General features: G+C 63.8%; 23 protein-coding genes, 1 tRNA gene and 1 pseudogene. 12 read left to right on the forward strand and 13 right to left on the reverse strand.

Features of this window, described 5'->3' with window-relative positions; genetic code table 11:
* Nucleotides 1-14: 14 nt before the first annotated feature.
* A tRNA-Ile gene (locus BN9444_RS11480) sits at nt 15-88 on the reverse strand.
* Nucleotides 89-316: 228 nt separating this feature from the next.
* Here BN9444_RS11480 and BN9444_RS11485 point away from each other — a divergent pair.
* Nucleotides 317-1,282: a DUF1906 domain-containing protein gene (locus BN9444_RS11485; RefSeq protein WP_068801948.1), complete on the forward strand. Its 966-nt coding sequence runs from the start codon at nt 317-319 to the stop codon at nt 1,280-1,282.
* Here the strand turns inward: BN9444_RS11485 and BN9444_RS11490 are convergent.
* From BN9444_RS11490 to BN9444_RS11515, 6 genes are all read right to left on the reverse strand, one after another.
* Nucleotides 1,279-2,118: a hypothetical protein gene (locus BN9444_RS11490; protein WP_141681544.1), complete on the reverse strand. Its 840-nt coding sequence runs from the start codon at nt 2,116-2,118 to the stop codon at nt 1,279-1,281. The genes BN9444_RS11485 and BN9444_RS11490 overlap by 4 nt on opposite strands.
* Before the next feature lie 147 nt (nt 2,119-2,265).
* A complete protein-coding gene (locus BN9444_RS11495) occupies nt 2,266-3,918 on the reverse strand; it encodes a solute symporter family protein (RefSeq protein WP_068801950.1) in 1,653 nt (550 codons plus the stop codon).
* Nucleotides 3,919-3,921: 3 nt separating this feature from the next.
* Complete coding sequence (locus BN9444_RS11500) at nt 3,922-4,254, reverse strand: DUF485 domain-containing protein (RefSeq protein ID WP_066488599.1); 333 nt, start codon at nt 4,252-4,254, stop codon at nt 3,922-3,924.
* Nucleotides 4,255-4,644: 390 nt separating this feature from the next.
* On the reverse strand, nt 4,645-5,508 hold the full coding sequence (locus BN9444_RS11505) for an aldo/keto reductase (RefSeq protein WP_066488396.1): 864 nt from the start codon (nt 5,506-5,508) through the stop codon (nt 4,645-4,647).
* A gap of 194 nt (nt 5,509-5,702) precedes the next feature.
* On the reverse strand, nt 5,703-6,062 hold the full coding sequence (gene fkpA, locus BN9444_RS11510; RefSeq protein ID WP_066488386.1) for an FKBP-type peptidyl-prolyl cis-trans isomerase FkpA: 360 nt from the start codon (nt 6,060-6,062) through the stop codon (nt 5,703-5,705).
* Between the two features lie 168 nt (nt 6,063-6,230).
* Entirely contained in the window at nt 6,231-7,526 is a 1,296-nt protein-coding gene (locus tag BN9444_RS11515) for a citrate synthase (RefSeq protein ID WP_077210084.1), read from the reverse strand.
* Between the two features lie 245 nt (nt 7,527-7,771).
* Between BN9444_RS11515 and serC the strand changes: the two genes are divergently transcribed.
* From serC to BN9444_RS11530, 3 genes are all read left to right on the forward strand, one after another.
* Entirely contained in the window at nt 7,772-8,908 is a 1,137-nt protein-coding gene (gene serC, locus BN9444_RS11520) for a phosphoserine transaminase (RefSeq protein WP_068801951.1), read from the forward strand.
* A gap of 66 nt (nt 8,909-8,974) precedes the next feature.
* Nucleotides 8,975-10,108: a septation protein SepH gene (gene sepH, locus BN9444_RS11525; protein ID WP_068801952.1), complete on the forward strand. Its 1,134-nt coding sequence runs from the start codon at nt 8,975-8,977 to the stop codon at nt 10,106-10,108.
* Between the two features lie 46 nt (nt 10,109-10,154).
* Nucleotides 10,155-11,021: a DUF6928 family protein gene (locus tag BN9444_RS11530; RefSeq protein WP_068801953.1), complete on the forward strand. Its 867-nt coding sequence runs from the start codon at nt 10,155-10,157 to the stop codon at nt 11,019-11,021.
* A gap of 210 nt (nt 11,022-11,231) precedes the next feature.
* Here the strand turns inward: BN9444_RS11530 and BN9444_RS11535 are convergent, their stop codons facing one another.
* From BN9444_RS11535 to BN9444_RS11545, 3 genes are all read right to left on the reverse strand, one after another.
* Complete coding sequence (locus tag BN9444_RS11535) at nt 11,232-12,041, reverse strand: TrmH family RNA methyltransferase (RefSeq protein WP_066488370.1); 810 nt, start codon at nt 12,039-12,041, stop codon at nt 11,232-11,234.
* A gap of 34 nt (nt 12,042-12,075) precedes the next feature.
* Nucleotides 12,076-13,479: an NCS2 family permease gene (locus BN9444_RS11540; protein ID WP_068801954.1), complete on the reverse strand. Its 1,404-nt coding sequence runs from the start codon at nt 13,477-13,479 to the stop codon at nt 12,076-12,078.
* A 91-nt stretch (nt 13,480-13,570) separates the two neighbouring features.
* Entirely contained in the window at nt 13,571-14,230 is a 660-nt protein-coding gene (locus BN9444_RS11545; protein WP_068801955.1) for a DUF3027 domain-containing protein, read from the reverse strand.
* A 44-nt stretch (nt 14,231-14,274) separates the two neighbouring features.
* On the opposite strand from BN9444_RS11545, the pseudogene BN9444_RS11550 reads away from it, so the two are divergent.
* Both BN9444_RS11550 and BN9444_RS11555 read left to right on the forward strand, forming a co-directional pair.
* Nucleotides 14,275-15,160, forward strand: a pseudogene (locus BN9444_RS11550) (glutaminyl-peptide cyclotransferase).
* A gap of 25 nt (nt 15,161-15,185) precedes the next feature.
* Nucleotides 15,186-15,758 carry a DUF2771 domain-containing protein gene (locus tag BN9444_RS11555; RefSeq protein WP_066510266.1) on the forward strand — a complete coding sequence of 191 codons (573 nt, stop codon included), beginning with the start codon at nt 15,186-15,188 and terminating at the stop codon, nt 15,756-15,758.
* A gap of 60 nt (nt 15,759-15,818) precedes the next feature.
* On the opposite strand, the gene BN9444_RS11560 is transcribed toward BN9444_RS11555, so the two are convergent.
* On the reverse strand, nt 15,819-16,199 hold the full coding sequence (locus BN9444_RS11560; protein ID WP_066488595.1) for a cold-shock protein: 381 nt from the start codon (nt 16,197-16,199) through the stop codon (nt 15,819-15,821).
* A 406-nt stretch (nt 16,200-16,605) separates the two neighbouring features.
* On the opposite strand from BN9444_RS11560, the gene BN9444_RS11565 reads away from it, so the two are divergent.
* Entirely contained in the window at nt 16,606-17,208 is a 603-nt protein-coding gene (locus BN9444_RS11565) for a resuscitation-promoting factor Rpf1 domain-containing protein (RefSeq protein ID WP_068801956.1), read from the forward strand.
* 204 nt (nt 17,209-17,412) lie between these two features.
* Here BN9444_RS11565 and BN9444_RS11570 read toward each other — a convergent pair whose 3' ends face one another.
* Nucleotides 17,413-17,601: a hypothetical protein gene (locus tag BN9444_RS11570; RefSeq protein WP_066488345.1), complete on the reverse strand. Its 189-nt coding sequence runs from the start codon at nt 17,599-17,601 to the stop codon at nt 17,413-17,415.
* Nucleotides 17,602-18,822: 1,221 nt separating this feature from the next.
* On the opposite strand from BN9444_RS11570, the gene BN9444_RS15695 reads away from it, so the two are divergent.
* The 4 genes from BN9444_RS15695 to BN9444_RS11590 are packed head-to-tail and all read left to right on the forward strand — an operon-like array spanning nt 18,823 to nt 22,904.
* Nucleotides 18,823-19,503 carry a helicase-associated domain-containing protein gene (locus BN9444_RS15695; protein ID WP_478219571.1) on the forward strand — a complete coding sequence of 227 codons (681 nt, stop codon included), beginning with the start codon at nt 18,823-18,825 and terminating at the stop codon, nt 19,501-19,503.
* Nucleotides 19,504-19,513: 10 nt separating this feature from the next.
* A complete protein-coding gene (locus tag BN9444_RS11580; protein WP_066488334.1) occupies nt 19,514-21,154 on the forward strand; it encodes a DNA repair helicase XPB in 1,641 nt (546 codons plus the stop codon).
* Entirely contained in the window at nt 21,151-21,792 is a 642-nt protein-coding gene (locus BN9444_RS11585) for a DUF3239 domain-containing protein (RefSeq protein ID WP_068801957.1), read from the forward strand. Before BN9444_RS11580 ends, BN9444_RS11585 begins: the two co-directional genes overlap by 4 nt.
* Entirely contained in the window at nt 21,792-22,904 is a 1,113-nt protein-coding gene (locus BN9444_RS11590; protein ID WP_068801958.1) for an aminotransferase class I/II-fold pyridoxal phosphate-dependent enzyme, read from the forward strand. Before BN9444_RS11585 ends, BN9444_RS11590 begins: the two co-directional genes overlap by 1 nt.
* Here the strand turns inward: BN9444_RS11590 and BN9444_RS11595 are convergent.
* On the reverse strand, nt 22,885-23,241 hold the full coding sequence (locus tag BN9444_RS11595; protein ID WP_066510255.1) for a DUF2200 domain-containing protein: 357 nt from the start codon (nt 23,239-23,241) through the stop codon (nt 22,885-22,887). The two genes, BN9444_RS11590 and BN9444_RS11595, sit on opposite strands and share 20 nt — an antisense overlap.
* A gap of 48 nt (nt 23,242-23,289) precedes the next feature.
* Between BN9444_RS11595 and BN9444_RS11600 the strand changes: the two genes are divergently transcribed.
* Nucleotides 23,290-23,484, forward strand: coding sequence for a hypothetical protein (locus BN9444_RS11600; RefSeq protein WP_068801959.1), 195 nt, complete (start codon nt 23,290-23,292; stop codon nt 23,482-23,484).
* The last annotated feature ends 620 nt before the right edge of the window (nt 23,485-24,104 follow it).

The raw sequence follows: 24,104 nt of genomic DNA on the forward strand, positions 1-24,104 counted from the left end.
CAACGACTACAAAGTGGGGCCACCGGGGCTCGAACCCGGGACCAACGGATTATGAGTCCGTAGCTCTAACCGACTGAGCTATAACCCCTTAAAACGCACCGTGCGAGGTGCTGCGAAGTATCTTATCGTGCCCTGCGCCGCGGACTGCAATTGCTCCCCCGTGGGTGCATAAAGCGAGTCCGTCGGACGCTGGGCGCGTCACCCTCGACGGCATCGGAAGCCGGTGGTACGGTACAGATGTTAATTAGAGTGACTGTTGTGACAACAATCTCGTAACCTAGGGCGTCGCGACAGTCCGTCTTCTCTAGGAGCCTCTATGTCGTCCACCTCGCATTCTTCCGTCCACTTCAGCCGCCGCAGCCTCCTGCGCGCGGGCACGATTGCCCTCGCCGCGGGTGCCGTGGGCACGGCCGCCCCGCAGGCGTTTGCGCTCGGCCCAGTGCTCGGCACCGTTGTCGACTTCTCGGCGGGTGTTCCCTCCTCCGCCGCACTCAAGGCCGCGGGTCAGATGGGCGCGGTGCGCTACGTCTCCAAGCCGCGCGCAGGCTGGATGGCCGGCAAGCCGGTCACCCGCGCCCAGGCTGCTGCCGATGCCGCCGCCGGCCTCGCCGTTGCTTCCGTCTACCAATACAACGGCTCGGACAATCCGGACTGGGCGGGCGGGGCGACATCGGCAGCCCAACACGCGCCGCAGGCCATCGCCATCCATAAGGCGGCGGGCGGCCCCACGGGCCGACCGATTTATATCGCGATCGACAACAACCCGTCCCGCGCACAGTACGACGGCCAGATTAAGCCCTACCTCATGGCGTTCTCCACCGCACTCAAGGCGGCGGGCTACCAGGTGGGCGTGTACGGCAACTACAACGTCATCGATTGGTGCGTACGCGACGGGATTGGCAGCTTCTTCTGGATGCATGACTGGGGCTCGGGCGGCCGCATTCATCCGCGCACGACCATCCACCAGCTGCCGCAGAACCGCCAGCGCACCATCGGCGGCGTGGTCTGCGATATCAATGACGTCTACGCGAAGGACTGGGGCCAGTGGACGCCGGGAGGCGCTGCAGCGCCGGCACCGGCCGCGCCCGCCGCCCCCGCCCACAACAGCAACCCGCTGAACGCCGTCGGCCAGATGTCCTCGCAGGTCCAGAACGCCGTGCCGGGACTCAACCTGCCGCAGGTCTCCCCTGAGGGCGTGAGCTTCAACGGCTCGTCCGTCGACTCCAAGCAGATTCAGGCGGGCGTGGACCTCGTCCAGACCGTCCTGGGGGCGATGCGCTAGGACTTCTGCCCTTCAATAAATTTCGTCGTCGCCTCGTTAAGGGCCTTGACGGTGACTTCTTCCTTCACGAACTTCGTAAGATCCTCCGCCGAGCCCGACACCGAGGCGGCGACGATGAAGTTTTTCCCGAAGCTCACGGAGGAGTGCAGCGTCTTATCGTCGGACCAGCCCCACTTGGAGCCCAGCACATTCGACAGCCGCGCCGTGCCGTAATCCTGACGGTAGCCATCTTCCGCCGTGGTCGTAGCCTGCGCCATCGCGACGAGGATGGGATGCGTGGGTGATTCCTCGCGCAGCGCCTTGATGAAGTTGACCACGTCGTAGACGGACGTCACAGACTTGCCCCACTCGCTTCCCGCGCGCGTGGATTCGAGCTCATAGTCTTCCGCCACCGTGTCGATGGACTCCGGGTAGCGCTTGAAGAGATCCGACGCGGAGACGTCCGATGAATCCGCAATCATGCCGAGCGCTTCGTACTGGTCTTCCAGCGTGCCGTGGTCAAGCACGTACTTGGCGAGATAGAGCTTGATAAGGCTCAGTGCCGGCATGGCGTTGCGCTCCCCGTCGGTGCCCATGCGCATGCCGTCCATGCGGTAATAGGACAACTCGCGGGCCTTTGCGTTGGCGACGAACTTCACTTCGCCGTCGAGGTCCGCGGCGATATTCTTTTTCGACGGCGGGGCTTCCACCGTAAGCGTTTCCACGGGGCGCGGCGCCGACAGCCGCGCGGCGGTCATCTCCCCTGTTTCCTGAGCCGCGTCCGCAGGCTTTTCATGCGGCGGTGTACACGCCACCAGCGTCCCCGCCAGCGCCGCGGCGAGGGCCAGACTTATCATCCGATTCACTCACCACATATTACTAATGCCACCGCCTTCTTCAGAAAGAAGGCGGTGGCATTCAGCGTATGCGACGGGGCGGGCTACCCCTGCGGGTGTGAGCGTTGAGAAGCTAACCGTTGCGTGTTCGACCTTTAGCGGTCCCCTTTAGTGGTCAACCGGAGCCTCAACGCCCACGCCGGTGAGGGAACGAACTTCCATCTCGGCGGAGAGCTCTTCGAAGTTGTCCGGCTTGGTCATGAGCGAGACAGCCCAGCCGACGAAGAATGCGAGCGGGATGGTGACGATACCCGGCGAGGACAGCGGGAACAGTGCCCAGTCCGCGTTGGGGAACATCGAGGTCTCGGTGCCGGAGACTGCCGGGGAGAAGAAGATGAGGACCAGGCAGGAGATGACACCGGTGTACATGGAGGCCACAGCACCCGCGGTGTTGAAGCGCCTCCAGTACAGGGAGTACAGGATGGTGGGCAGGTTAGCCGAGGCCGCGATGGCGAAGGCCAGGGAGACCAGGAAGGCGACGTTCTGGGTCATGGCCAGGATGCCGAGGATGATGGCGACGACACCGAGGACAACGACGGTCATCTGGGAGACGCGGACCTGCTCAGCCTCCGTGGACTGACCGTTACGGATAACGGAGTGGTAGACGTCGTGGGCGATGGACGCCGAGGCGGTAATCGCCAGGCCAGCGACGACCGCGAGGACGGTTGCGAAGGCAACGGCGGAGATGACCGCCATGAACACGGAGCCGCCCAGCTCGAGGGCCAGCAGCGGTGCGGCGGAGTTCGCGCCACCCGGCGCGGCGAGGATGCGGTCCGGACCAACCAGAGCGGCGGCGCCGAAGCCCAGGATGAGCGTCATGAGGTAGAAAGCACCGATGATGACGATGGCCCAGGTCACGGAGCGGCGAGCTTCCTTCGCAGTCGGAACCGTGTAGAAGCGCATGAGGACGTGCGGGAGTCCACCGACACCGAGGACGAGGGCGATACCCAGGGAGATGAAGTCAATCTTCGTAGTGAGGGACTTGCCGTACTTCAAGCCCGGCTCCATAATCTGGGAGGCCTCGTAGCCCTTCTGCGCCAGGTACTCAGAGCCAGCGTGCGCCTGCACCGCGCCATCGAAGAGGGCACCGAAGCCACCCTTGATGGAGATGAAGACCATGGCGCACATCGCAACAACACCGGTAACAAGCAGGACGGCCTTAATCATCTGAACGTAGGTCGTGCCCTTCATGCCGCCCACGAGGACGTAGACAATCATGAGGACGCCCACGATACCAACGACGACGGCCTGCCAGAAGAAGTCGTGGATGTTGAGCAGGACCGAAACCAGGGAGCCGGCGCCGGCCATCTGCGCGATGAGGTAGAACAGCGAGACGAAGAGCGTCGCGATAGCGGCGGCCACACGGACCGGCTTCTGCTTGAGACGGAAGCTCAGCACGTCAGCCATGGTGAAGCGACCCACGTTACGCAGCGGCTCAGCCACGAGCATGAGCGCCACGAGCCATGCGACGAAGAAGCCCACGGAGTACAGGAAGCCGTCGTAACCGGTGAGCGCGACGGCGCCGACGATACCAAGGAAGGACGCGGCGGACAGGTAGTCACCGGAGATGGCGAGGCCGTTCTGGCGGCCAGAGAAGGAGCCGCCACCGGTGTAGAAGTCTGAGGCTTCCTTCGTCGACTTGCCGGCACGCAGGACCACCCACATGGTCACGACAAGGAAGACGACGAAGACGGAAATATTGAGAATCGGGTTGCCCGCGGCGGCATCGGCGCTCGCGGCGGCGAGGTGGAACGTAGTCATTGTCTATCCCTCCAGTTCTTCACGAATCTTGGCCGCACGCGGCTCGATGTTCTTATTGGCATACTTCACGTAAACCCACGTAATGATGAACGTGGTCGCGAACTGAGCAATACCGAAGGCCAGGCCAACGTTCCAGCCGCCCGGCAGCTCGGTACCCATAAAGCCCGGCGCGAAGACCGCGGCCAGCACGTAGACGATGTACCACGAGAAGAACGCGACGGTCATGGGGAACGTAAAGTTGCGGTAGGCCCCGCGCAGCTTGCCAAATTCGGCGCTCTCGCGCATGGCGATGAATTCCTCCGCAGTCGGCTCCCGGCGTTGCGCCGGGGCCGTCATGTTGGAGTCGGCAGAGAGTGCAGACATTGCATGTGCTCCTTCCAAAAGGGCGAGGGATAGGTCAAAAATTTAAGCCCGACCCCGCCGCACCGGCTCACACCGCCTGAGGCAGAGGTCACATTTTTTGCTTGATGTGTAAGTTACAGAGGATTATGTGCAACGTTGTAGCTGTCGCTAAAAATTCATTCTTTGCAAGAATTAACTACCCCCATACCCACCCTCAACATGTATATTTACAGCTTGCAAAACTACCCCCAACTTGCATACAAGCGCCTTTTGCCAACTTTGCAAACCCCAATGTGTCACACGTCTCACTAGGAAAACCGCACACAAAAGGCCGCTGCCCCACCAGGGACAGCGGCCTCAACGTTCGCGGCCGGCGAGTGCGAACTAGCCTTCCGCACCCGGAAAGTCGCGCGGATCATTAAACATGCGCCCGAATCCCTCACGTCCGTCGAGGGAGTTCATGACGTCCATCTCCGCGCGCGTGAGCGTAAGCTCTGCCGCCGCGAAGTTCTCCGCCAGCCGCTCCTTGCGCGCGGACTTGGGGATAACCGAGATGCCCAGCTGTAGCAGGTACGCGAGCACCACCTGGCCCGTGGTCACCTCATACTTCGCAGCGATCGCCTTGATATCCGGATTAGTGAGCACCACACCGCGCGCGAGCGGCGACCACGCCTCGGTGATAATGCCGTGTTCGTCGTGGTACGCGCGCAACTCCGGCTGTGTGAAGCCCGGGTGCAGCTCCACCTGGTTGAGCACCGGCACAATGCCGGATTCCTTGATGAGCGTATCAAGCGTCTCCTCGTAGAAGTTGGCCACGCCGATGGATGCAATCTGGCCCATGCCTTGCAGGCGCGCAATCGCATTGAACGTCTCCACGTACTTGCCACCCTGCGGCCACGGCCAGTGGATGAGGTAAAGGTCGATGTAGTCCAGCCCCAGCTTGTCCAGGGACTCATGGAAAGCCTGCGGCGCGAGATCCGCGCCGTGGTGATCGTGCCATACCTTCGTCGTCACAAAGATCTCATCGCGGGTGACGTCGCCGGCATCCATGGCCTGCTTCAAGGCCTTGCCCACGGCTTCCTCGTTCTTGTACAAGGTCGCGGTGTCGAACTTGCGGTAACCAATCTCGATGGCCTCGCGGATGGTGCGCACGCACTCGTCGTCGCGCAGCTTGTAGGTACCCAAGCCCAGCTGGGGCATCTCACGGTCGTCATTAAAAGAAACGTTCTCTACAGTCATGTCCCCCATTGTGCCCTACCGCGGCCTGCCGCCGCCGCGTTTCTCACACTAGGCAGGGACAAGAGCTCGAAACGTGAATGAGTCACGGGAAAATTTCAAGAAATCGACCAACTCATTCACACTAGGAACCCCAGAGATCGCGAAAGCCCCCGAGCCCGCCGTAAAGACAGACCCGAGGGCGCCACGAAATGAGGCCGTGTGGCTTAGGCCGCGCGAATGAGGTCGATGATGAAGACCAGGGTGCGACCGGAGAGCGGGTGTCCGCCGCCCACGGGGCCATAAGCCTTCTCCGGCGGGATGGTGAGCTGGCGGCGGCCGCCCACCTTCATGCCCGGAATACCTTCCTGCCAACCGGCGATGAGGCCGGTGAGCGGGAACTCGATGGATTGTCCGCGGTCCCAAGAAGAATCGAATTCCTGGTTCGTCTCATAATCGGCGCCCACGTAGTGGACCTCCACGACGCCGCCCGGCTGCGCCTCGGCGCCGTCGCCGACCACGATGTCCTCGATGACGAGTTCCGTCGGGGCCGGGCCGGTCTGGGCTTCGATCAGTGGCTTTTCCATGGGATGCACCTCTCCTTGGAGCGAATTGTTAAGCGAGATTTAGCGGTAGCGCTGCGGCCGCACAGTGGACTACAACAGCTATGAGAAAACCGCACTAGCAGCCCATTATACGGGACACCGTGCGGTTTCTCGCTATTTATGCAGCGAAGACGCCACAAAAATTAGGGATTACTTACGCTCCGAGCGCGGGGTGAAGGCGCGGAGGGACTCACCGGTGTAGATCTGGCGCGGGCGGTTGATCTTCGTGTTGAGCTCCAGCTGCTCGCGGTACTGAGCGATCCAGCCCGGCAGACGGCCGATGGCGAAGAGCACGGTGAAGAAGTCCGTGGGGAAGCCCATGGCGCGGTAGATAAGGCCGGTGTAGAAGTCGACGTTCGGGTACAGCTTGCGGGAGACGAAGTAGTCGTCCGAGAGTGCAATCTGCTCGAGTTCCATGGCCAGGTCGAGCATCGGGTCGCCGCCGAGGTGCTCGAGGATCTCATGTGCGGTCTCCTTGACGATGGCCGCGCGCGGGTCGTAGTTCTTGTAGACGCGGTGGCCGAAGCCCATGAGGCGAACGCCCTTTTCCTTATTCTTCACGCGGTTCATGAAGTCGGTTGCGTCGCCGCCGTTGTTCTTCTGGATGTCCTCGAGCATCTCCAGGACGGCCTGGTTGGCGCCACCGTGCAGCGGGCCGGACAGGGCGTTGATGCCACCAGCGATGGAGACGAACATGTTGGCCTGGGCGGAACCAATCATGCGGACCGTGGAGGTAGAGCAGTTCTGCTCGTGGTCTGCGTGGAGGATAAGCAGCTTGTCCAGAGCCTTGGAGACGACCGGGTCAACCTCGTAGTCCTCGGTCGGGTAACCGAACATCATGCGCAGGAAGTTCTCGCGTGCGTTGAGGTTGTTATCCGGGTACATGTAGGGCTTACCTTCCGAGGCACGGTAAGCGTAAGCCGCGAGCATCGGCACCTTGGCGAGCAGGCGGACGGTCGCCTTGTCGAGCTGCTCCGGGTCCAGCGGGTTGAGCTGGTCCTGGTAGTAGGTGGAGAGAATGTTCACGGAGGAGGCGAGCACAGCCATCGGGTGCGCGTCGCGCGGGAAGATGGAGAACTGCGCCTTGAAGTCCTCATCGAGGAGGGTGTGGTGGCGGATCTCAGTGTTGAACTTGGTGAGCTGCTCCTGGTTCGGCAGTTCGCCGTTGATGAGCAGGTAGGACACCTCGTTGAAGGTGGCGTTCTGCGCCAGGTCAGCAATGTCGTAGCCACGGTAACGGAGGATGCCCTCTTCGCCGTTGATGAAGGTAATCTTCGACTCGGTGGAGCCGGTGGCGGCGTAGCCCGGGTCGAACGTGACGAGACCGGTCTCGTTACGCAGCTTGGCGATGTCAAAGCCGGAGTCGCCTTCGGTGGACTGCTTGATGTCCATCTCGTACTCGCCACCCGGGTAGTGGAGAACAACCTTGTTATTGTCGGTAGCCACGTTGGTTCCTTTCTTTGTTAAACCAGTGAATAAAGCATGTGCCATCGCTGGAGGCACCTCATAAGGCTCTCGCAGTGCGCGCTTTAAGGATTACTTTACTAGTAAACAGTACGCGCATTTCGGTTTTGCCAACTCCCCACCCTACCAGGAAATGTGACCACTACTACAACCTGCGGTCGGGGTGAATTAGTCCCCTTTTTCTAGTAAGCAACCGAAAACCCGTGAGTGGTGGCTATTATAACCGCATGAGCAACCCCAGCATTCAGATTCCTGCAGAGTTTATCCCGTCCGATGGCCGCTTTGGTTGCGGTCCGTCCAAGGTTCGTCCGTCCCAGATCGAGGCCATCGCCAACCACGGCATCGACACCATCGGCACTTCCCACCGCAAGCCCGCTGTTAAGGACGTCGTCGGCCGCGTCCGTGACGGCCTGTCTGAATTCTTCTCTCTGCCCGACGGCTACGAGATCATCCTCTCCCTGGGCGGCGCCACCGCCTTCTGGGATGCCGCCACCTTCGGCCTTATCGAAAAGAAGTCCTCGCACCTTACATTCGGTGAGTTCTCCGGCAAGTTCGCCAAGGCCTCCAAGCAGGCTCCGTGGCTCGACGAGCCGAACATCACGGATGCCCCCGTCGGCACCGCCCCCTCCTCCGCGGATCTCAACCTCGAGGGCGCAGACGTCGTCGCGTGGGCACACAACGAGACCTCCACGGGTGCCATGACTCAGATCAAGCGCCCCAACTCGGACGCCCTCGTTGCTATCGACGCGACCTCCGGCGCCGGCGGCCTGCCTGTCGACATGAAGGAAGCTGACGTCTACTACTTCTCCCCGCAGAAGTGCTTCGCCTCGGACGGCGGCCTGTGGCTCGCTGCCATGAGCCCGGCCGCTCTGGAGCGCATCGAGAAGATCAACGCCTCGGACCGCTTCATCCCGGCCTTCCTCAACCTGCAGACCGCCGTGGACAACTCGCGTAAGAACCAGACCTACAACACGCCGGCCGTCGCTACCCTGCTCATGCTCACCGACCAGGTCGAGTGGATGAACGCCAACGGCAAGCTGGACGGCATGGTCAAGCGCACCACCGCCAACTCGGATGTCCTCTACAACTGGGCCGAGGCCCGCGAGGGTGCTACCCCGTTCGTCGCCGAGAAGGACGCACGCTCCCTCGTCGTCGGCACCATCGACTTCGATGACTCCATCGACGCCGCCGCTCTTGCCGCCGCCCTGCGCGCCAACGGCATCCTAGACACGGAGCCCTACCGCAAGCTCGGCCGCAACCAGCTGCGCATCGGCATGTTCCCCGCCATCGAGACCGAGGACGTCGAAAAGCTCACGAAGGCTATCGATTACGTGCTCGATTCGGGCGCGGCAGCCGCCAAGTAGCTCCTTTCCTGCGATATGGTGGACACCACAGTCCGCCATCGCGACAGGAATTAAAGGAGAGCGATCATGCGCGAATTATTCGTGGTCGACAACGAGTCGACCGAGACCTCTTTGGTGCTGCGCACCGAAGACGGAGAGGAATTCTTCCTCGATCTCGGCGCCCTCGCCCCGGATATTCGCGCCCAGCTTGCCGCCCAGCCTGACGATGCCCCCTCTACCGCACCGGAGTCCCAGGCTCCGGCCGAGCAGGATGTGCCGGAGGCACCGGCGGCATCGGAAGCACCCGCAGCACCTGCTCCTGCCCCGCGGCTGACGGCCGTCGGCTCCGCGCCGCGCCGTCCCACCACCGAGAAGCTGAGCATGCGCCCGCCGGAGATTCAGCACCGCATCCGCGCTGGCGCCACCGTCGCCGAACTTGCCGAGGAAATGGGCGTCGCCGAATCCCGCGTCGAGCCCTTCGCACACCCCGTGCTCATGGAGCGCTCGCGCATCGCGGAGCTCGCCAAACAGGCCCACCCGGTCCGCGAGGACGGCCCAGCCAAGCTCACCATCTACGAGGTCCTCGCCACCGCCTTCGCCGCCCGCGGCCACTCACTCTCTGACGCCGCGTGGGACGCCTACCGCGAGAAGGGCCAGCCCTGGACCGTCCGCGTCACGTGGAAGACGGGCCTGAGCGAAAACGAGGCCGAGTGGACCTTGCGTGAGTCCTCCGGCTCCGCGTCCACCCTCGTCGCCCGCAACACCGTGGCCGCTGACCTCACTGACCCGGACTTCGTCCAGCCGGTACGCTCGCTCACCTCCGTCGGCCGCGGTTCCCGCCGTGTCGAGGCACTCGACGCCCGCGAGGACGAGGACTTCGATCCGTATTCCTACGGCGAGCAGGACGAACTGGACGCGCTGCGCCACTCCCGCCGCGCCGACGCCTCCGAGGAGGACGAGACCGTGGTCGAGGTCACCGACGTCACGGACCTCACCGCTCCTACCATCGCGCCCGTGGGCACCCCGCACGACTCCGAGGATGCGGAGCCCGCTGAGGAAAAAGCCAACGCAGCGTCCGAGTCCAACGACAAGGACGAGGAGTTCCTCCAGCATCCGTCGCCCGCGCCCAAGCCGTCCAAGCGCCGTCGTCGCGCCTCGACGCCGAACTGGGAAGACGTCCTCCTCGGCGTGCGCGGCAACACGAAGCGTCCCCGCGACTAACCTCCCAGTCCAGCTCTAGACGTTCACTCAAGAAAGATTCCCTCTCATGAACATCTCACGCGCAGTCCTTACTCTCTGGTACGTCACCGTGGGCGACAGCTCCGAGCCCGCCGCTGACATCGCGAAGGTCCTCAACGCCGATCCCAAGGCGGACCGCGGCTTCGGGCGCAAGTACTTGAGCCAGCTCAATCCGGCGTTCCCCGTGACGCCCATTGGCCAGTTCCCGCTCGGCCGCTCCGCGCAGGCTGACGTGGGCGAGTTCTACATCGGCGGCTACCCCGGCGTGACCGTGGTCCAGACCGTCATCATGGACGACGCCCTCACGCTCTCCAAGCTCTCCCCGCTCCTGCTGCGCGCCATCAACGCCAAGCACATCTTCGCCTTCGCGTCCAACGAGGAGGAGGGCTACGCCGGCATGGCACACTGGGAGAACTACGAGCTCAAGCGCTCCCTGTGCTCGACGCGCACCGAGTTCATCGAGGACATCGGCCTGCCCGAGCCTTACGAAGGCCCCTACTGGGCCGGCGAGCACCGCCCCTCCACCTTCGGTGCCATCACTCTGCCCTTCGTCCCCCAGGAGCTCATGCAGGAAGCCGAGCGCACCTGGCTCGGCGTGGAAATCGGCGAGAACGGTCCCAACCTCGACGTCGTGGGCTACGCCATCGACGGCCGCCCTGAGCCCAAGGTCGACCCGACCCCCGCACCTAAGTCCACCTCCGAGCTCGTCGAGACCTCCGCCGCGAAGCTGGGCGTCGGCCCCGCCAACGGCGCTTACGACGACTACGCAGACCCCGAGGCCGAGCCCGAGTCCACCATCGCCGAGTCCGCCCAGCGCACCGCGCACGACCTCGCGGACCTCGGCCGCACCATTGCCTCGCGCGTCGTCACGTTCTTCAAGAACCGCCGCCGCTAGCCCCTCCGCGCGCGCTGAAAATTGACACAAAAGTCCCTTCAGGACATATAAGCCCCTCCCCGAGCGCCCACACGGTGCCCTATATGTCCTGAACGTAGATCCAGCCGCGGCCAATCACACTCCAAGCCGACTGTGCCCTCCGCGTGAGCCGAAAATCGGCACATCTCGGCCTGAAGCGTAACAATGCCGCCAGGACTGGGGAGCGCGGGGCTAGAAGTCGAGCAGCGAGCGCTGGCGCTCGTAGAACGCAATCGCCGCGGACGTCGCCACGTTCAAGGAATCGGTTCCCGGGGCCATCGGAATGCGTGCGCGGACGTCCGTGGCCTTCATCGCGTGTTCGGTAAGGCCGGGGCCTTCGGCGCCCACGAGGAGCGCGACCTTCTCGGCGCCCTTAAGAGCTTGGGCCAGGTGGACCGCGTCCTCGCTGGGGGTTAAGGAGACGAGACGGAAGCCGGCATCGGAAAGCTTGGCCAGCTTATGTTGCCAATTGGTGTAGCCGCCCTCGAAGCGAGCCCACGGCAGGCGCAGGACGTGGCCCATGGACACGCGGACGCTGCGTCGGTAGAGCGGGTCCGCGGTGCCGGAGCCCAGCAGCACGCCGTCGACATCCATACCCGCGGCGTTGCGGAAGATGCCGCCGATATTCTCGTGGTCGCCCACGCCTTCCATGACGACGAGCGTCTGTGCACCCTCGATGACCTCGTCGACCGACCAGGCGTCCAGGCGGTCCGCGGACGCGAGCAGGCCGCGGTGCATGTCAAAGCCGGCGACCTCAGTGAGCATGTCGCGGGTGACCTCGTAGATGGGCACGTCGTCGGGCACCTCGTGCTGCGACAGGTAGGTGTCGATCTTCGCCTTGAAGCCCACAATGCAGCGGGTGGGGTACGCGGAGGCGAGCAGGCGCTCGACGATGATGGGGCCCTCGCCAATGACAAGACCCTCGCCGTGGGCGTCGGACTTTTTCAAGTTCCGAACGTCATCCAGGCGAGGGTCGTTGACGTCTTCAATTACGTAGCGCATGTACCCGACACTACCGTGTCGGGAATGCAGCGAACTAAACGATAACGGAGGAAATCGGTCCCATGCCGAAATAGACCACGAACATCGCGGCCACGAGCCACATGATCCAGTGGACCTGCTTGGCCTTGCCTGCGAAGACAGCCATGGCAGCGAAGGCGATGAAGCCCACGCCAATGCCGTTGGCGATGGAGTAAGTAAACGGCATGACCACGATGGTGAGGAACGCCGGGATGGCGACCTCCATCTTGTGCCACTCGATCTCGGTGATCTGGGAGGCCATGAGCACGCCCACGATGACGAGGACCGGTGCGGCGGCCTCGATCGGGACGATCTCATAGAGCGGGGTCAAGAACATGGCGAGCAGGAAGAGCACACCCGTCGTGATGTTGGCCAGGCCGGTGCGGGCGCCATCGGCGATGCCCGCAGAAGAGTCTGCAAAGACGGTGTTGGAGGAGGCGGAGCCCAGGCCGCCGGCCACGGCGCCGAAGCCCTCGACGACCAGGGCCTTCTTCATGTCCGGCAGAACGCCGTCCTCGTCGACGAGGTCGCCCTGCTTGCCCAGGCCCGTCATGGTGCCCATGGCGTCGAAGAAGTTGGTGAGCAGCAGCGTGAAGATGAGTAGCACGGTGGCGACGACGCCCAGCTTGGTGAACGCGCCGAAGAGGCTCACCTCACCCACGATGGAGAGATCCGGCATGCCGCCGAGCGACGACGGGGCGCCCGGGGTGGCCATGCCCCAGTCCTCGTTGGGGAAGAGAGCCTGCAGGATGATCGCGATGACAGTCGTGATGACAATCGCCAGGAACAGGCCGCCCGGGACGTTGCGGATGACGCAGAAGGCGCAGATGAGCAGGCCGATAACGAAGACGAAGGCCGGCCAGGTCGCAATGGAGCCGTTGATACCCAGGCCAACCGGCACGGTGGTGTGCGCGGCGTCCGGCACGCGGGTGACAAACCCGCCGTCCACGAAGCCGATGATGGCGATGAACATACCAATACCGACGCCCATCGCGGCCTTCATGGAGTGCGGGATGGCCTCAAAGACGGCGGTGCGGAAGCCGGAGACGGCCAACAGCACGATGATGATGCCCTCGATGACCACGAGACCCATGGCCTCCTGCCAGGACAGGCCCTTGGTGGCGACCATCGTGACCGCAACAAAGGTGTTCATACCCAGGCCCGCCGCCATGGCGAATGGGTAGCGGGCGATAGCGCCGAAGGCGATGGTCATAATGCCGGCGATAAGCGCCGTGGCGGCGGCGACCTGCGGGATGCCGAGCGCGTGGCCGTTGACGTCGGGTGTGGTGCCCAAGATGAGCGGGTTGAGCAGGATGATGTACGCCATCGCGAAGAACGAGACCGTTCCCGCGCGGACTTCGGTTCCTACAGTGGAACCGCGTTCAGAGATATGGAAATACCGATCGAGAGCAGTCTTCACGAGCAAGAGCCCCTTTACCTAGTGCCAGGAGGATTGAGTTTTACCTGCAAAGATTCCCCCACCACAGGCAAAAACGCAAAACTGGACTAGATCAGAAGATGGGCTTTTCGTCGTCGAAGGCGCGGCCGGGCTCGTTGTCGGTCTCTGTGACCGTGGTTTTTGAGTGCGCGCCGCAGCCATACGTGGCGTGGACCACGCGGCCATCGGCGGAATATGCGTTTGCACACACTCCGAAGTTGGGCATGAACGGAACCATGAAAGCGCACGTCTTGCACTGCAGCGGGGCCGCAGCCGCCATGGCGGAATTCGGGCCGAACTCGCCGGTGCGCCAACGTGTGCGGGCGTCCTGGACGGCGGCTTCGGTGAGGTTGCCAAAGTCGTCGAGACGGTCATCGTCAGGCACCGGCATGAGGTCACCCGGGCCGAGGTCGCCGGGACGCACGCGCTCGGCATAGGGCACCCACTCGGGTGCCTGGAGGGCGTCGCCGCCGGGCACGAGCGCGACCTCGTTGACGGTCACGTCCTCCGAGCCCGCCGCGCACGCGAGCACCGCCTGCCACTCCCAGCCCGGGTAGCCAGGCATGTCGGCCTCAAAGCGGTGCGTCGCGACGTTGCGCGTGAGCCCGGCGACGCCAATATGCTTGCCGATGCCCCCTTCGCCCAGCTCGGCAACGGCCTCCCGCGCCACCTCCACAGCGCGCGCGCCGAGGAGCGGGTTGCGGTGGGTGGACTCTCTCTTTTTGCTTGACACGCTTCCTATTATGGGTCATCCGCGCCGTGGTAGCGTCCTTAGGTATGCTTCGCTCTCTCACGGCCCGATTTTCCTCTCCCCCTGCGACCACTCCACGGTCGCAGGTCGCCGCCGGGGTCGCCGCGCTCATCGTGCCCGCCGCGCTCCTCGCCGCGTGCGGCACTGATGGTTCCTCCTCCCCCACCTCCGCCGCCCCGGCCGAGGTGGAGAAACTCACCGCGGTCGTCCACGAGACGCTGCCTTTTGATGCGACGTCGTTTACGCAGGGCCTCGAGACCACCGAGGANCCACATCTAGGTGTGTAAAAGAGACGGGGGGGTGGGCACCGGCCAGTACGGCGAGTCCCGCCTCTACCGCTTTGATCCGGTCACGGGCGACGAGCGCGCGTCGGTCGACCTGGACCCGCAGCTCTTCGGCGAGGGCATAACCCAGTTTGAGGATTCCATCTGGCAACTCACGTGGAAGGCCGGCGAGGCCATCCGCTACAACGCGGCGACGCTGAAAGAAACCGGCCGCGCCCACTACGAGGGCGAAGGCTGGGGCCTGTGCGCGCTCGACAACGAACTCATCACGTCGGACGGCACAGCGGAACTGCGCCACCTCGACCCGGATAACTTCGAGGAACGCTCGCGCGTCACGGTCACGCGGGACGGCGCACCGGTCAACGAGATTAACGAGCTCGAGTGCGTCGACGGCCACGTCTATGCCAACGTGTGGTTTAGCACGGACATCCTGCGTATCGACCCGGCCACCGGCAAGGTCACCGGCGTCATCGACGCGTCGGGCGTGAAGAATAACGCGGCGGACGATCCCAATAACGTGCTCAACGGCATCGCGCACATCAAGGGCACGGACCAGTTCTACGTCACGGGCAAGCGCTGGCCGGATCTGTACCGAGTGAGCTTCGAGCCCGCTGCGTCCGACACGTAGTGTCCGTCGAGTAGTATTTTGCACCATGGCAACGCGCAAAGAGGCTAAGAAGAAATCCCTCCTCCAATTACTGGCGGTCATCATCGCCGTCGTCGTGATCGTCGTGGCGGTCGTACTCTTCCAGAACTGGCGCAGCAATAAGCCAGGGGCGCAGCCGCAGGATATTAAGGTCACCGCATCCGTCGGTGATGAATCCATGGAGGTCGCCCCGTACATGGTGTGCGAGCCCGGCGCGGACTGCCCCGAGGGCGAGGTGCCCAACCTCGTCGTCGGCGAGAATGACACCTTGAAGATCGAGGTGCCTGACGATATCGCGTCCAACCAGTGGCAGCTGCTCACCATCTACGACGACCCGGCGGCCAACGATGAGCAGCTCCACGGCGCCGGCGAGACGACGGTGGTGGAAGTTCCGGGCTCGGTGGAGGGGGCATCGGAAGGCAAGAAGGCGCACCTGGCCGTCGTGGAGATTTCTGCGGTGCTGCTGGGCACCAATGAGGGCGGCGAGGAAACGCCGTATACGGCTGTATGGTCCCTGTCTACTCTTGCCCCGGATGAGCTCGCGGCGGCGACGGCGACGTCTTCTGCCCCGGCTGAATAATCTTCTCCCCAATAACAAACGCGCGTCACTGTGGTCTCACGGTGACGCGCGGTGCGTTTTTTATGAATCAAGCTCCTTGGCGATGGCGCGCAGGATGGCGGCGACATCGCGTCCGGTCTTGCGGTCCGGGTAGTGCCCTGCGGTGAGCGAAGGCTGCACCTGGGACTCGAGGACCGTCATGACGTCTGCAATCATGGAGCCCAATTCCTCGGGCTTGCGGGACGGGGTGCGGCGACGCGGCTTGTCGAGCACGTTCACGCGCAACGCCTGCGGGCCGCGGCGGCCGGCCGCGAAGTCGAACTCGATGCGCTGGCCTTGCACCAGCTCCTCAACGCCCTCCGGGAGTACGGAACGTCCAACGAAGACATCCTCGCTGCCGGGATTGGAGACAAAGCCAAAGCCCTTCTCCGCGTCGTACCACTTCACTTTGCCGATAGGCACGAGGCTCACCACTTTCTTGTGTCTTAGGGATAAAAGAGTATTCAGGGGAAGATGTCATTTTACTACGCGCCCGCCGGTTGCGAAATCACAGCACAATCGTGGCGCGGCGACCCGTGTGGCGCGTCTCACAAAATTGGATGTAACGCTTCTCAAAATCCGTTCACCTGGGATTTTTCATTAGGCGGCCGGCTCCGGCGAGCGGACATTGTCACGAAAAGGTCAAAGAACGTGACACTTTCGTTATAAACCGGTACCGTGTCCCCCAAGCGCTTAAGTCGGAGCACCACGGCTCACGGCCGGCAACCACCCGCTTATCAATCCAAACGGTTGCAGCCTGACCCAGCCCGACACTTTTGACCGACGCGCATTCAGTACTTATAGCGGGAAGAGAGAGGAACACTCAATCATGGGACGTCATTCCGCTAAGAAGCACACGGCCGCTAAGTTCGCCGCCACCACCGTCGCCTTCGGCGCCGCTGCCACCCTCATGGCCCCGACCGCCTCCGCGGCCCCGGATTCTGACTGGGACCGCCTCGCACAGTGCGAGTCCGGCGGCAACTGGGCCATCAACACCGGCAACGGCTACCACGGCGGCCTGCAGTTCTCCGCTTCCACCTGGCAGGCCTACGGCGGCGGCGAGTTCGCCCCGACCGCCAACCAGGCCACCCGTGAGCAGCAGATTGCTGTCGCCGNCTGCTCCGCGCCCCTGGGCCTGAACCCCGCCCCGACGCCGCGCAATCTCGATGCCACCCCGGCTCCGGCTCCGGCCCCCGCCGCTCAGCCTGAGGCTGCTGCCCCGGCCGCTCCGGCACAGGCTTCCTCCGAGTCCGATGACCTCGCCGTGGACAACCTCTACGCGCTGATCACGGACACCGCCACTAAGTACGGCTACCAGCTGCCCGCCAACTTCAAGGAGCAGTACAAGGCCAACCGCGAGTCCCTCAACAACCTCTACGCGGCCAACCGCAACTCGGTCGACCCGATTGCCGCTGTCATCGCTTCCCTGTAAGCACCGATAGCGTTCAGCCCACGCGCTCCCCTGCGGAGCGGCGTGGGCTTTCGTGGTTTTGGGGTCGCGTAGCCACGAACAAAAGTCGCCACAATCTGCGCCCAGTGAGGCTCTGCAGCCACGAAGTGAGGCAGATTCTGCTCGCCTGCTCCACCCGAAAACGATGAAAGGCACCCCGAAGGGTGCCACGCGTGCGCCGAAACCTTAGCGGTTGATGCGCGTGTACGGGTGAACGTAGTTCAGCTTCTCAGCCGGGAGAGGCAGAACAGTGTCGTCACCGTACGGGCTCGAAGCGCCGGCAAACGGAGCGGAAATTTCGGTAATTGCGTGCTCGCGGGCGTCGTTCTTCGGCCAAGCCGGGGACACGTGGCCCTTCTTCTCTACATTCGACATGCCCTATATTCTGCCAAACCTGCGCGGAAAACGTAACTTAATCGGGGTTAGACTTGTCACCCGATATGGTTTCTTCTCACACGCTGGCCACCCCAGCCACTGATTTCCGTTCCTGGCTGGGCAAACGCAGCGACGATGAACTCGCGCGCATCCTCACTCACCGCCCCGATGCCACGCATCCGCTACCCCCAGGCATTGCCCCGCTCGCCACGCGCCTGCTCCTGCGCACCTCCCTCGCCCGCGCGCTCGCCACGTGCACCGCAGCAGAACTGGCCACACTGGAACGACTCGTGGCAGCCGGCGCAGAATTCGAACCCGTGGAGTTCGCTCCTTCAGGCACCGCCGCGGTCATCGACGCGTTGAAAGACAAAGCCCTCGTCTTTAACACCGACGACTCCCGCGTCATGGTCCCCCGCGAGGTCATGGCGGCACTTCCCGCAGACTGGTCGCTGCTCGAACAGCACACCGTGGACCCGGCGGATATCGAGAAACTCGACAATGAACAACGCCGCGTGCTGGAGACNGCTCCGAGGCCAAGCGCCGCTCAACATCCCGCTGGAGCCGTCCGGCCGCCAAGGTGGGCCGGTACAGGACCAGAAGACTAACGAAGCCGGCGCCGCCGCGGGCCTCGACGTCGTGCGTCTCATGGGCCGTCTCATCGACATCCTGGGACAAGAGCCGGTCGAGCTGCTCAAGGACAAGACGGTGGGCGTCCGACCCCTCGCACACCTGGCCAGGAAACTCGACACGGACTACGTCAAGGAACTCATCGCGCTAGGCTTCCACGCGCGCCTCCTCGGCCGCGGAGAACCGAAGGGCGGTCCGGAGGGCAACTTCCTGGCTCCCACGCAGGCGGCACAAGAATGGGCCGACGCCCCACTCCCCGACCGCCTCCAGGTCCTCCTCGACGCGTGGGAGACCTCCCCGTGGGCCGCGTGGGAGTCGCAGCGCGGCCTCGACCAGGAGACCGCTCACGACTATCTGCCGCGCCACCGGGCGAGAATCCTCGACGTCTACAGGAACAGCAGCCAACCGCTCAACCTCGAAGAGTTCTGGGAAGACCTCCGCTTTGCCAGTCCTCTCTTCGCCGCGCACACGCAACCGGCCACCATCGAGCGCCTCCACGCCGAGGCCCAGTGGCTGGGCGTTACCGCCCGCGGCGCCCTCGTCCAGGAGCGCCCCGTGCCCGAGGCCGTCGAGCAATTCATCATGCAGGCTGACATGACGGTGCTCACCCCGGGCCCGCTCGTCACGGAGCTGCTGCGCACGCTGGAGAATCTCGCGGATCTCGAGTCACCGGGCCTGGCCAGCGTCTACCGCATCTCCACCGAGTCGCTGCGCCGCGGCATGGACTCCGGTATGACGGCCCAGGAGATCAAGGACTTCCTCCAGGCCCATGCCCTCGGCGAGGTCCCTCAGGCCGTGGAATTCCTCATCGACGACGTCGCCCGCCGGCACGGCACACTGCGCTCCGGCACGGCGCTCGCTTACGTCCGCTGCGAGGACGAGGCCCTGCTCGCCCAAGCCGTCGCCGCCGTGGACTCCCTTAGGCTGCTTGCGCCCACCGTCGCCATCTCCCAGCAACGCTTAAGGCTCGTCCTCGAAGAGCTACGAAGCAACGGTTTCGCCCCCGCCGCCGAAGACGAGCATGGCGCCTCCATCGCTGTNCGCACCGCCGAGCCCAATCAAACTCCAGAAGGACCGGACATCGTACTCATCGAGGCAGCCGCCCGCGGCTCCCGACTCATCGTTGTGGGCTACGCGGACCGCAACGGCCGCCCGCGCGAGGTCACCGTCACCCCGCTCACCGTCGCCGGCGGCCAGGTCGACGCCCTCGACCGCGACGGCCACCCCGTCCGCTTCCCCCTCCACCGGATTATGAGTGCGCGGCTTAAGGACTAAACTGGGCCGAATGAATGGCCCGCTTATCGTCCAGTCGGATAAGACCGTCCTCCTTGAGGTCGACCACGAGCTTGCCGATGCCGCCCGCGCAGCCCTGGCCCCCTTCGCCGAGCTCGAGCGCGCCCCGGAGCATATCCATACCTACCGCATCACCCCGCTCGCGCTGTGGAACGCCCGCGCCGCCGGCTTCGACGCGGAGCAAGTCGTCGACGTCCTCGAGACGTATTCGCGCTTCCCCGTCCCGCAGGCGCTGCTCATCGACGTCGCGGAGACAATGTCGCGCTACGGCCGCGTGCGCCTCCAGGCCCACCCGGCCCACGGACTCATCCTCGAATCCGATGAGCCTGCCATCCTCGTCGAGCTCGAACGTCACAAGAAGGTCGGCGGCATGCTCGGCGCGCGCATCGACGGCAACACCATCGCCGTCCCGCCCTCAGAGCGCGGCCGCCTCAAGCAGGAGCTGCTCAAGGTCGGCTGGCCCGCAGAGGACCTCGCCGGCTACGTCGACGGCGAGTCCCACCCCATCGCGCTCACCGAGGATGACTGGCACCTGCGTGACTACCAGCAGTACGCCGCGGACTCCTTCTGGGCCGGCGGCTCCGGCGTCGTCGTGCTGCCCTGCGGCGCCGGCAAGACCGTCGTGGGCGCGGCCGCCATGTCCAAGGCCCAGGCCACCACGCTCATCCTCGTCACTAACACCGTCGCCGGCCGGCAATGGCGCGATGAGCTGCTCAAGCGCACCACGCTTACCGAGAATGAAATCGGCGAATACTCCGGCGAGAAGAAGGAAATAAAACCCGTCACCATCGCCACCTACCAGGTCGTCACCCGCAAGACGAAGGGCGAATACCGCGCGCTCGAGCTCTTCGACTCCCGCGACTGGGGCCTTATCATCTACGACGAGGTCCATCTCCTGCCCGCACCCGTGTTCCGCATGACCTCGGATCTCCAGTCTCGCCGTCGCCTCGGGCTTACCGCCACTCTCGTCCGCGAGGACGGCGCCGAGGGTGACGTCTTCTCCCTCATCGGCCCCAAGCGCTACGACGCGCCTTGGAAGGAGCTCGAACAGCAGGGCTTTATCGCCACCGCCGACTGCGTCGAGGTTCGCGTCGACCTCGGCCCCGAGGAACGCATGCTCTACGCCACCGCCCAGCCGCGCGACCGCTACCGCATCGCCGCTTCCGCCGAAGCCAAGGACCATGTCGTCGAAACCTTGCTCAAGCAGCACGAAGGCCAGCAAGCCCTCATCATCGGCGGCTACCTCGAGCAGCTCGAGGGCATCGGAAAGCGCATAGGCGCACCCGTCATTCATGGAAAGACCTCCAATGCCAAGCGCGAGAAACTCTTCCAGCAATTCCGCGACGGCGAGATCCACACCCTCGTTGTCTCCAAGGTCGCCAACTTCTCGATCGACCTTCCCGAGGCCGCCCTGGCCATCCAGGTCTCCGGCACCTTCGGCTCCCGCCAGGAGGAGGCCCAGCGGCTGGGCCGCCTGCTGCGGCCTAAGTCGGACGGGCGCGAGGCGCACTTCTACACGCTGGTCACCCGCGATACCCTCGACGCCGAATACGCCGTCCACCGCCAACGCTTCCTCGCGGAGCAGGGTTACGCGTACCGGCTCGTGGACGCACTAGACTTGGAGGAACTATGAAGATCTTCAAATTCGACGTCGACGAGGCGTTCGCCAAGAAAAACAACGAACTTCTCCGCGACTCCGTACGTCTACGCAATTCGGGTCTCGTCATGGGCCTCGTGCTCATCCTCGCCGGCATCGCCGTCTACGTCCTCGTAGACGCCATCTGGTCCATCACCATCGGCATCGGCCTAGCGCTCTTCGGCATCATGATGGCCATCGTCGGCGTCGTCGCCTCCCGCAAGGTCGGCACCGCCCAGGAGCTCTACAACGCGTATCCGCTCGCCCCCGCCGTCATCGCCGAGGTCAACGAGCGCGACATGGTCCTCATGGCTCTCGTCAACACCAACGTCGACCCGAACCTCCCACCGCGTTGGGGCGCAGCACTGCGCACCGTCACCACTATCCCGGGCCTGGCGAACCGCACCGTCGGCACGAAGATTCCCGTCGCCGCCGTCTCCGGCCACCGCGTCAGCAGCGACCAGGACCACTGGCAGCAGATCACCCCCATGCCCATCGCCTGGGGCACGCCTGACCAGGACATCGTCAAGATCGCGCGCACCTCCATCCCCGAGGAAGAGTGGCACCGCCTCGACCGCGCCCGCAAGCGCCTCACGGACGTCAAGGCCACCAAGTTCGATTTATTGGTGCTCTAATGACAGTCCAGCGCCTCCAGCAGTGTGGCGAGACCGTCTTCTCCACCATGACCGCCCTCGCCACCAAGCACAACGCAATTAACCTTGGCCAGGGCTTCCCAGACACCGACGGCCCCGCCCGCATGCTCGAGATCGCCCAGGAGCAGATCGCCACCGGCCATAACCAGTACGCGCCCCTGCGCGGTGTGCCCCAGCTTCTCGATGCCCTCTCCGCCCACTACGGCGTCCCCACCGGCCACCTCGTGGTCACCGCCGGCGCCACGGAGGCCATCACGGCCACCGTCCTCGGCCTCGTCGAGCCCGGCCAAGAGGTCATTGTCCTCGAGCCCTACTACGACGCCTACGCCGCGGCCATCGCGCTTGCCGATGCCACCCGCGTCCCCGTCCCCCTCACCCCTACCGCCGGCACGTGGGACCTCGACGTAGACGCCGTGCGCGCCGCCGTGACGGACAAGACGGCGATGATCATCATCAACTCTCCGCATAACCCGACGGGCTCCGTCTTCTCCCGCCCCGCACTCGACGCCCTTGCCGAGCTCTGCGTCGAGCACGACCTCCTTATCCTCGCTGATGAAGTCTACGAGGACCTCGTCTTCCACGGCTCCTTTACCTCCGTGCGCGACTTGCCGGGCATGGCCGAGCGCACCATCAAGATCTCGTCTGCCGCCAAGTCCTTCAACGCGACCGGCTGGAAGACCGGCTGGGCTATCGCGACTCCGGAGCTACTCGACGGCGTCATCAAGGCCAAGCAGTTCATGTCCTTCGTCTCCACGACGCCCTTCCAGCCCGCCGTCGCCCACGCCCTCACCCACGAGCAGCAGTGGCAGACCAACATGGTCACCGGCCTCGAAGAGTGCCGCGACATCCTCGCTGAAGGCCTGGCCTCGCTGGGATACGAAGTCTTCGCTACCCCTGGCACCTATTACCTGGTGGCCGACGTCCACGAAGACGCCATCGAATTCTGCACCCGCCTACCTGCCGAGCGCGGCGTCGCCACCATCCCTTTGTCCCCTTTTACGGACAACCCCGAGCCGTGGAAGAACTTCGTGCGCTTCGCCTTCTGCAAGCGCCCCGAGGTCATCCGCGAGGCCGTTAAGCGTTTGACCGCTTAATCTTTTCCATTGCTTTGCCCTTCGCCAGCTCGTCAATGACCTTGTCGAGCTGGCGAATCAGTTTCATCAGCGGGTTTTCCAACTCCTGAATCTTCACGCCGCAGATGCTGCCCGTCACCAGTTCCCTGGCAGGGTTGAGCGCCGGCGCCTTCTCAAAGAACTCCCGCATGGTCGTGCCATCAGCACGCACCTCGTCAAGGCCGTCATCGTCGTAGCCCGTCATCCACTGGATGAGCTCACGCACCTCCGACTCCGTGCGCTCCTTCCGCTCGGCCTTCGCCACATAGGCGTCGTAGATGTCACCAAACGCAAACGAGTAAATCTTATGCTCTGCCATAGAGAATGAGCCTACACGCGACCATCTCTCCCAACTGAAAGTCTTCCGATGCGCACAGTCACACGCAACACCCTCGTCGCCGTCGCGGCAACCCGAGTGGTGACTGCCGTGGCCCTCCTCATCACCGTGCACGCCTTTAACCGTCTCGAGGTCTACTCCCTCACCTCCCAAGCGCACAGCCAGGACTACGAGCTCATCATTCACAACCCGGTGCTCTATACCTATAGCTTCCTGCCCGAGTAGCCTCTGCCGACCGCGACTTCACCGCTGCAGACCTTGTGTCACCGCCCCTATGTTTTGCCACTGTGCCGGTAAAAGGCCATTTAGTTCTGCGGCTTACGGCCCAGTTGCGAAAAAGCTTCGACGGTTGACAGTGGTTTTTCTTGTCCGCACAGTGTGGCCGCTTCCGACTGTCTGATTCGTCGGGCCAAGAAAAGACGTGCCGAAGCGCGCCCTCGTCGTCATGGGCGCTAGAACTTCAACGAAGGCCGCCATCCTCAGGAGCCAGGCCGGTGCGACTTACCCGCGTAGGCGTTGAAGTGTGAATGAGTCGTCCAAGAATCAGGGGAAGTTGTGTGACTCGTGTATTTTTCGGAGGCTGTAGCCCGTGCGCCGGCGTTGCGGTCGGCGTCGCTGTAGCCGATCGCGTGTGCCTGCCCCTCCTCGAAGTCGCTGGCACCTGGCCGCCGCGCGTGAGACTTGAAGGAAAGCACGGTCACGACAGACAATCGGGGGCTAAAACGACTGTAAGCCCAGGCACCACGTGGTGGTGTCTGGGCTTGCAGTGTGTATGTAGTTGTTGTTTGTTGTTTTTATGTCGGCGGTAACTTACTCTCCCACACCCTCCCGAGTGCAGTACCATC

This window comes from Corynebacterium phoceense, from assembly GCF_900092335.1.
GTDB lineage: Bacteria > Actinomycetota > Actinomycetes > Mycobacteriales > Mycobacteriaceae > Corynebacterium > Corynebacterium phoceense.

What these genes read in the sequence shown, in the direction of transcription:
- BN9444_RS11600 (WP_068801959.1), top strand. Translation starts at nt 23,290, where the DNA reads ATGCGCACAGTCACACGCAACACCCTCGTCGCCGTCGCGGCAACCCGA.
- BN9444_RS11555 (WP_066510266.1), top strand. Translation starts at nt 15,186, where the DNA reads ATGGCAACGCGCAAAGAGGCTAAGAAGAAATCCCTCCTCCAATTACTG.
- BN9444_RS11535 (WP_066488370.1), bottom strand. Translation starts at nt 12,041, where the DNA reads ATGCGCTACGTAATTGAAGACGTCAACGACCCTCGCCTGGATGACGTT.
- BN9444_RS11530 (WP_068801953.1), top strand. Translation starts at nt 10,155, where the DNA reads ATGAACATCTCACGCGCAGTCCTTACTCTCTGGTACGTCACCGTGGGC.
- BN9444_RS11485 (WP_068801948.1), top strand. Translation starts at nt 317, where the DNA reads ATGTCGTCCACCTCGCATTCTTCCGTCCACTTCAGCCGCCGCAGCCTC.
- BN9444_RS11590 (WP_068801958.1), top strand. Translation starts at nt 21,792, where the DNA reads ATGACAGTCCAGCGCCTCCAGCAGTGTGGCGAGACCGTCTTCTCCACC.
- BN9444_RS11585 (WP_068801957.1), top strand. Translation starts at nt 21,151, where the DNA reads ATGAAGATCTTCAAATTCGACGTCGACGAGGCGTTCGCCAAGAAAAAC.
- sepH (WP_068801952.1), top strand. Translation starts at nt 8,975, where the DNA reads ATGCGCGAATTATTCGTGGTCGACAACGAGTCGACCGAGACCTCTTTG.
- BN9444_RS11500 (WP_066488599.1), bottom strand. Translation starts at nt 4,254, where the DNA reads ATGACGGCCCCGGCGCAACGCCGGGAGCCGACTGCGGAGGAATTCATC.
- BN9444_RS11570 (WP_066488345.1), bottom strand. Translation starts at nt 17,601, where the DNA reads ATGTCGAATGTAGAGAAGAAGGGCCACGTGTCCCCGGCTTGGCCGAAG.
- BN9444_RS11580 (WP_066488334.1), top strand. Translation starts at nt 19,514, where the DNA reads ATGAATGGCCCGCTTATCGTCCAGTCGGATAAGACCGTCCTCCTTGAG.
- BN9444_RS11490 (WP_141681544.1), bottom strand. Translation starts at nt 2,118, where the DNA reads ATGATAAGTCTGGCCCTCGCCGCGGCGCTGGCGGGGACGCTGGTGGCG.
- fkpA (WP_066488386.1), bottom strand. Translation starts at nt 6,062, where the DNA reads ATGGAAAAGCCACTGATCGAAGCCCAGACCGGCCCGGCCCCGACGGAA.
- BN9444_RS11595 (WP_066510255.1), bottom strand. Translation starts at nt 23,241, where the DNA reads ATGGCAGAGCATAAGATTTACTCGTTTGCGTTTGGTGACATCTACGAC.
- serC (WP_068801951.1), top strand. Translation starts at nt 7,772, where the DNA reads ATGAGCAACCCCAGCATTCAGATTCCTGCAGAGTTTATCCCGTCCGAT.
- BN9444_RS11505 (WP_066488396.1), bottom strand. Translation starts at nt 5,508, where the DNA reads ATGGGGGACATGACTGTAGAGAACGTTTCTTTTAATGACGACCGTGAG.
- BN9444_RS11495 (WP_068801950.1), bottom strand. Translation starts at nt 3,918, where the DNA reads ATGACTACGTTCCACCTCGCCGCCGCGAGCGCCGATGCCGCCGCGGGC.